The following is a 7492-nucleotide window of genomic DNA, read 5'->3' as shown; positions in this document are numbered from 1 at the left end:
GATCTGGTCGTTCATCCTGTCGCGAACGCTGGTGCCGACGATGGCGATGTACCTGCTGAAGCCGCATCAGCATGAGCACGGCGCGGCGTTGCCGCCGACGCGCAATCCGCTGGTCTGGTTCCAGCGCGGCTTCGAGGCCAGGTTCGAACGCTTCCGCAACGGCTATCGCGATCTGCTGACGCTCGCGCTGCGCCACCGTCCGACCTTCGTGATCGGCTTTCTGGGTTTTATTGCCGCCTCGTTCGTGATGGTCCCGTATCTCGGGCAGAACTTCTTCCCCTCGGTCGATGCCGGCCAGATTCTGATGCATGTGCGCCTTCAGGTCGGCACCCGTCTGGAGGAAAGCGCAAACCGGTTCACGGATATTGAAAAAGCCATCCGCAAGATCATCCCGCCGGATCAGATCGAGACGATGGCCGACAACATCGGCATGCCGATCTCCGGCATCAACATGACCTATAACAATACCGGCGTGATGGGCCCGCAGGACGGCGATGTTCAAATCAAGCTGGTGGAGAATCATCCGCCGACTGAAAGCTACGTGAAGGCGATGCGCGAGCAGCTACCGCGGCTCTTCCCTGGCGTAACTTTTGCTTTTCTTCCCGCTGATATTGTCAACCAGATCCTGAACTTCGGCGCGCCCGCGCCGATCGACTTGGAGATCCGGGGTAACAATCTGAATGCGAACTTCGCTTACGCCACCGACCTGCTCAAGCAGATTCGCCTGATTCCAGGCGTCGCCGACGCGCGCATTCAGCAATCGATGAAGAACCCGACCTTCAACATCGATGTGGACCGGACGCGGGCGCAATATGTCGGTCTGACCGAGCGCGACGTCGTCAACAGCCTCACGGTCAATCTGTCGGGCAGCGGACAGGTTGCGCCGACCTACTATCTCAACCCTGATAACGGCGTGAACTACTCGGTGGTAATGCAGACGCCGCAATACCAGCTCGATTCCATCAGCGCGCTGGAGACACTGCCGATCACCTCCAACGTACCGACGCAGGCGCCCATTCTTGGCGGCGTCGCCAGCATTACGCGGACGACGTCGAGCGCCATGGTTTCGCAATACGACATTCAGCCGATGGTGCAGATTTTCGCGACCCCGCAGGGACGCGACCTCGGCGGCATCGCGACGGATATCAGCAGGGTAATCGCGGATACCGCCAAGGACGTGCCGAAGGGCTCCACGGTGGCGCTTTCTGGTCAGGTGCAGACCATGAACAGTTCGTTCTCCGGTTTGCTGTTCGGCCTGCTCGGCGCGATCGTGCTGGTCTATTTCCTGATCGTAGTGAACTTCCAGTCCTGGTCCGATCCGTTCGTGATCATCACCGCGCTGCCGGCGGCGCTGGCGGGGATCGTCTGGATGCTGTTCACGACCCACACCACGATGTCGGTGCCGGCGCTGACCGGCGCGATCATGTGCATGGGCGTTGCCACCGCCAACAGCGTGCTCGTTATCAGTTTTGCCCGCGAACGTTACGACGAACTGGGCGACCCCGTGGCCGCCGCGATCGAGGCCGGTTTTGTTCGGATCCGCCCGGTGCTGATGACCGCGCTCGCCATGATCATCGGCATGCTGCCGATGTCCCTCGGCCTTGGCGACGGTGGCGAGGCCAATGCGCCGCTGGGCCGGGCCGTGATCGGCGGCCTGATGTTTTCAACCGTCGCGACATTGATGTTTGTTCCGGTGGTTTTTAGTATGCTGCACAAAAAACGGGACGCCAAAGCCGCTGTCCCATCGGAGACGAAGAATGCCCACTGAATCGCGCCCGACGGTCTCTCGCCGGAAACTGGGTATTTTCTGCGTACTTGCCGCTATCGCCGCGTTGACGCTGGTGGTCACGGGTATCCGTGCCCGCGAGGACACCACGGTCAAGTTGCGTGAATGGACCGACGACCAGGCAATCCCCTCCGTCGCGGTGACCTACGCCGATCCCGGAGCATTGACGGCAACGATCGACCTCCCGGGCCGGCTGGAGGCCTATTACCGTGCGCCGATCTTCGCGCGCGTCAACGGCTACCTGAAGAGCTGGAGCGCCGATATCGGCGCGCGGGTCAAGGCCGGCGAGGTGATCGCCGAAATCGATGCGCCGGACCTCGATCAGCAATTGCTCCAGGCTCGTGCCGATCTGGCCAACCAGCAGGCCAGTGCGAAGCTTTCCGAGGTAACGCTGGCCCGCCGCAAAACGCTGATCGCGTCAAATTTCGTTTCGATGCAGGAGATCGACGAGCGTACCGCCGACCTCTCCAACAAGAACGCCGCCGTCAACTCCAGCCAGGCAAATGTCGAACGGCTCGAAGCGCTGGCCGGTTACAAGAAGATTACCGTGCCGTTCGACGGCATCGTGACTGCGCGCAACACCGACGTCGGCGCGCTCATCAACGCCGGAGGCGGCAGCGGACCGCCAATGTTCATCGTCTCTGACATCAAGAAGCTGCGCGTCTATGTCAACGTGCCGCAGACCTACGTGCCTTCGGTGAAAATCGGCGCCAAGGCGACGATTACGGTGCCGGAATATCCGACCCGGACGTTCGAGGCGACGGTAGAGGCCTCCTCGCAAGCGGTCGATATCGCGTCGGGAACGACGCAGATGCAACTTGGCCTCGACAATTCCGCCGGCGAGTTGATGCCGGGGGGCTTTGCCAATGTCCGCCTGGTTCTTCAGCGCGATGGCGTGCCGTTGCACATTCCCTCCAGCGCGCTCGTCTTCGATCAAAAGGGCCTGCGGGTGGCGACAGTGACGCCGGAGAACCGGATACTGTTCAAGCCTGTGACGATCTCGCGCGATCTTGGGCGCGATATCGAGCTTGCGGGCGGTATCACGCTGGATGACCGCGTCATCAGCACGCCGCCCGACGGCATCATCGACGGCGACCCGGTTCGTGTCGTCAGCACGAAGGGCCGGCCGGCGACGGTATCGACCAAGCAGGGCGAGAAGGGGTAGAGCGCTTCCTCTGCCTCAAGCCGTCCGCCACTCCAAAATCCCGTCATCGGCGCGGAAAATCTCGCCGGACGAACCGACCGGGCTACGATCCATATCCAATAGATGCGCGAGCGTGGCGCGATCGTGAGCCGGCACCCGCGCGAGGGTGCGCGCGTTATTTGACGTCCGCAGCATCACCACGCCGTGTTCGATCGCGTTGTCGCGGGCGTAGATCGCGGTGAAGCTTTCGACTGTTGCCATGCCGGCGGCTTCGGTTACGAAGGCCGGCACCGCGCCGCGATGGCGATCGGCCTCGCTCTGGACGCTCGTCTCTTGCGCCAATGGCTCGGCTGACGCCTGCCGCGACAAGACCAGTCCGTGATGTTTGGTCACAAAGCCGCCCTGGCCGTAAAGCAGGCCGAGCCTCGCGCCGCCGCGCAGCTTCCTCACCATCGCGCAGGCCGCATGCGTCATGTAGGTGTTGAGCGGCGCGCCAAAGAAGGTCAGGCCGCCGGTAACGGTTGGATTGATGTCCGGGTCCAATCCCAACGTTCGGCGCGCCATCTTTGGCACGCAGGGAAAGCAGCTATAGAGTTCGATCGCGTCGAAGGCCTTGGCTTGGCCGCCGGCCAAATCCGTCACGGCGCCGAGCACGGCATTCTGCGCGTGACTTTCCACGAACTGGTCGCGTTCGAGATAGTCGCGTGGCTCTTCCGCCGATGCTCCTCCGAGCACGTGAATCAGTTTGTGTTCGGGAATGCCCGCAGACCGTGCCTTGGCGAGGCTCGTCATCAGCAGCGCACCGCCCATATTGACGGTCGGGTTGGCAACCATGAGCTTTGTGTAGGGCCACGCGATCAACCGGTTGTCCGGCGAAGGCGTCGTGATTTCTTCCGGCGTAAAGCGCCGCTTCAGCCAGGCATTCGGATTTTCCGAGGCCGCTTGCGAATAGGCGGACCAGAGCGCACCGGATTCGGCCATCGCCTCGCGCGGCGTCTGACCCCAATGGGCCGAGGCGGCTGCCTCGTAAAACGGATAGACGCTGACCGGTCGGAAGACGCCGAGCTTGACCGCGATCGGCTTCTGAAATGCCGCGCCGCGCTTGGGCTCCTCAATGTCTTTCGCGAAAGGCGTCCATGGCAGGGCAATGCCGGCCCGTTCGGCCCTCGTTGCCGTGCTCTGCGCTTCGGCGCCGCAAACGGCAGCCACGATGGATTCACCGCGCGCGATGCGTTGCGCGGCTTCATTCAGATAGCGGATCGGGCTTTCACCTCCGACCGGTCCATAATAAGCGTGCTTCGGCGTGATGCCGAGACGGGACGAGAGCAGCTTTTCCGGATCGCGGTAGCGCCAGCTTAGAAAGTTGACGATGTCGAGCGAGTCGATTTCGCCAAGCAGCGCAGCGCCGCTGTCAGCCTCGGCGCGCTTGAGAGCCTCGACCAGCAAGGTCATGGGCTCAAGGCCATCTGTAATCTCTTGGGGTCGATCGGTGATTTCGCCAACCCCGACAATGACGGGGATTCGGTCGGGGGAGAGGGAAAGTATCGTCATTTATTCTTCTACCAGCGCGTTCATGTGCTCCACCGCTTCGGCAAAATCTTGCTTGAATTCCTGCACCACCGCTGTTGCTGATTTTACGCTGTCGATCAGTCCCACCCCTTGCCCGACAAAATAGCTGACGAGGTCCCGCGCCTTTGCGTTGCCCGCCGCGGCGGCACGGTCGATGGATTGAAAGGCGTCGCGGCTGATGATGCTTTGAAGCGGCATCGGCAGGGCACCGGGAGAGGCGGCATCGCGGTCCCAGGCATCCGTCCACACTGAACGCAGTTGCCGCGCCGGCTTGCCGGTACGTCCCTTGGAGCGGACCGCGTCGCGCGAGGAGGCGGCGATCATCTTCTCGCGAAATATCTCGCTGGTCTCGGATTCCGTGGTGGCGAGCCAGACCGAACCGGTCCAGACCCCGGCCGCTCCCATCGCCATGCACGCGGCCATCTGCCGCCCGGTCATGATGCCGCCCGCCGCCAGCACCGGTACGTCGCGAATGGGCTCGATGGCCTTGATGACTTCCGGCACCAGCACCATGGTGGAGACTTCGCCGCAATGGCCTCCGGCTTCCGTGCCTTGCACCACCAGAATATCCACGCCGGCCGCGACCTGGCGCAACGCGTGTTCCTTGGCTCCGACCAGCGCCGCGACGGGAACGCCGTGTTTCCGGCCCATCTGGATCATGGCCTTTGGCGGGACACCAAGTGCGTTGGCAATCAACCGGACCGGGTGGCGGAACGAGACCTCGAGCAACTCCAGCGCGCGCCTCGCGTCGAAGGGCTGCGGGGTATTGACGGGGACGGATGTGGTTGTGAGCTCGATGCCATATTTCTTCAGGAGATCGCGGGTGAAGGCGCGATGTTCGGACGGAATCCGTCTCTCAAGGCTTTGCCAGGTGACATCGGTCTCGCCAGCGGTTGAGATGTTTTCCGGAATGAGTACGTCGAGGCCATACGGCTTGCCGTCGACGTGATCGTCGATCCACTTCAGCTCCTGCTCCAGCGTCTCGGGCGAATGGACGGTGGCTCCGAGGACTCCGAATCCTCCGGCCCGGCTCACGGCTGCAACAACATCGCGGCAATGGCTGAAGGCGAACAGCGGAAACTCAACGCCCAGCATTTCGCAGACCGGCGATTTCATCGTTGTTTCCGCTCCCAGAGTTACATTATTTCTTGGGGAGCAATCTATCACCACGTCGCGCGGACATGAAAGCTTTCCGCGGTATAGAATATGCCAGCGAAGATACTCTTTGGTTTTCACCCTTGCGCTTTGCAGCAACCGGTAGAATGCTGCGCCTAACAACGATTGAGGCTCGAAAGGAGCGTCTTGATGCCTGCTGCGCCACCAGTTCCGGAAAACAGCCGGGAACAGACCTTCGACGTCGTCGTGGTCGGCGCCGGCTTTGCCGGAATGTACATGCTGCACCGGCTCCGCACGCTCGGATTTTCGGCGCGTGTCTATGAACAGGGCGGTGATGTCGGCGGCACCTGGTACTGGAATCGTTATCCCGGCGCGCGGTGCGACGTCGAGAGCATGCAGTACTCCTATTCTTTCTCGGAGGAATTGCAGCAGGAATGGAACTGGAGCGAGCACTACGCGCCACAGCCCGAAATCCTGAAATATGCGCAGCATGTCGCCGACCGCTTCGGTTTGCGTCCCGACATCGTATTCAACACCCGTGTTGAACGTGCCGAATTCGACGAGAGCCGTGGCGTTTGGCAGGTCGCAACCTCGGACGGAAAGACCGCGCGGGCTCAATTCGTCGTGCTGGCGACCGGCTGTCTGTCCAACGCCAGGATGCCGGACATCAAGGGCTTACCGGTCTTCAAGGGCAAGGTGTATCACACCGGCCATTGGCCGCACGAAGGGGTCGATTTCACGGACTTGCGCGTCGGCGTGATCGGCACGGGCTCTTCGGCGATCCAGTCAGTTCCGATGATTGCAGAGCAAGCCCGTCATCTCTTTGTTTTCCAGCGCACGCCCAATTTTTCGATTCCGGCGCGTAATGCGGCGCTGACGGATGAGGAACGTGACGCCATTCGCAGGAACTATCCCGAGATCAGGCGCTTTGCCCGTGAAGAGGCGCGCAACGGCATTTATGCCGAAATGCCCGATCGCGGCGCGCTTGACGACGGCGAGAACGCGCGGCGCGTCAGGTATGAGCAGCGTTGGGCCAAGGGCGGCCTCACCTTCATGATGGCCTACAATAATCTCCTCCTCGATCAGGCTGCCAACGATACGGCGGCGAGTTTCGTCCGCGACAAAATCGCCGAAATCGTCAGCGACCCCGCGACCGCACGGCGTCTTCAACCGGATAATCATCCGATTGGCTCCAAGCGGATTTGCGTCGACACCGACTATTACGCAACCTTCAACCGCCCAAACGTGACGCTGGTCGACATCCGCTCCAGCGGTATCGAGGAAATCCTGCCGAACGCCGTGCGTGCGGGCGCCAAGACGTACGAGATAGACGCACTGGTGCTGGCGACGGGCTTCGATGCGATGACTGGCTCAGTCGCCAAAATCGATATTCGCGGCCGAGACGGCGGGACGTTGAACCGGAAATGGGCCGCGGGACCGAAAACCTATCTCGGCCTGATGAGCGAGGGCTTTCCGAATCTCTTCATTATCACCGGGCCTGGTAGCCCGTCGGTGCTTTCGAACATGATCGTCTCGATCGAGCAGCATGTGGACTGGATCGCCGATTGCCTCGCTTTCATGCGCGGCCGCGGCCTCGTTTCAATGGAAGCGGCCCGCGATGCTGAGGAGCAATGGGTCGCGCACGTCAATGAAGTGGCGCAGATGACGGTCTACCCGCAGGCCAATTCCTGGTACATGGGCGCCAACATCCCGGGCAAGCCGCGCATCTTCATGCCCTATATCGGCGGCGTCGGCGTCTATCGTCGCATCTGCGACGAGGTCGCAGCCGCGGGCTATCGGGGGTTTACGATGACGGCAGGGGAGCCTGAGCGGGTAGCCGCGACATCCTGACGGCCATTTGATGCGTAGCTAACGTC

General features: G+C 61.8%; 5 protein-coding genes. 3 read left to right on the top strand and 2 right to left on the bottom strand.

Translation table 11 applies throughout. The features are described from left to right. Both WB528_RS16680 and WB528_RS16675 read left to right on the top strand, forming a co-directional pair. Positions 1-1768 (top strand): efflux RND transporter permease subunit (locus tag WB528_RS16680; protein WP_423889513.1); only part of this gene is annotated, 1768 nt, incomplete at its 5' end. Further along, a complete protein-coding gene (locus WB528_RS16675) occupies positions 1758-2951 on the top strand; it encodes an efflux RND transporter periplasmic adaptor subunit (protein WP_423889512.1) in 1194 nt (397 codons plus the stop codon). The genes WB528_RS16680 and WB528_RS16675, both read left to right, overlap by 11 nt. A 15-nt stretch (positions 2952-2966) precedes the next feature. Here WB528_RS16675 and WB528_RS16670 read toward each other — a convergent pair whose 3' ends face one another. Together WB528_RS16670 and WB528_RS16665 are read right to left on the bottom strand one after the other, a co-directional pair. Then, a complete protein-coding gene (locus WB528_RS16670; protein ID WP_423889511.1) occupies positions 2967-4481 on the bottom strand; it encodes an acetyl-CoA acetyltransferase in 1515 nt (504 codons plus the stop codon). Further along, positions 4482-5615: a nitronate monooxygenase gene (locus tag WB528_RS16665; RefSeq protein ID WP_423889510.1), complete on the bottom strand. Its 1134-nt coding sequence runs from the start codon at positions 5613-5615 to the stop codon at positions 4482-4484. Between the two features lie 189 nt (positions 5616-5804). Here WB528_RS16665 and WB528_RS16660 point away from each other — a divergent pair, with 189 nt between their 5' ends. Then, positions 5805-7466 (top strand): flavin-containing monooxygenase, encoded by a 1662-nt coding sequence (locus WB528_RS16660; protein WP_423889509.1) that lies wholly within the window; start codon positions 5805-5807, stop codon positions 7464-7466. Positions 7467-7492: the final 26 nt, after the last annotated feature.

Origin of the sequence: Bradyrhizobium sp., from assembly GCF_049586575.1 — a bacterium.
Lineage (GTDB): Bacteria > Pseudomonadota > Alphaproteobacteria > Rhizobiales > Xanthobacteraceae > Bradyrhizobium.
The sequence above is the reverse complement of the archived record's forward strand: the minus strand, read 5'-3'. Positions and strand labels throughout refer to the sequence as shown.

Bases quoted from the DNA above. Each gene is read 5' to 3' on its own strand.
- WB528_RS16665 (WP_423889510.1), bottom strand. From the start codon at position 5,615: ATGAAATCGCCGGTCTGCGAAATGCTGGGCGTTGAGTTTCCGCTGTTC.
- WB528_RS16670 (WP_423889511.1), bottom strand. From the start codon at position 4,481: ATGACGATACTTTCCCTCTCCCCCGACCGAATCCCCGTCATTGTCGGG.
- WB528_RS16675 (WP_423889512.1), top strand. From the start codon at position 1,758: ATGCCCACTGAATCGCGCCCGACGGTCTCTCGCCGGAAACTGGGTATT.
- WB528_RS16660 (WP_423889509.1), top strand. From the start codon at position 5,805: ATGCCTGCTGCGCCACCAGTTCCGGAAAACAGCCGGGAACAGACCTTC.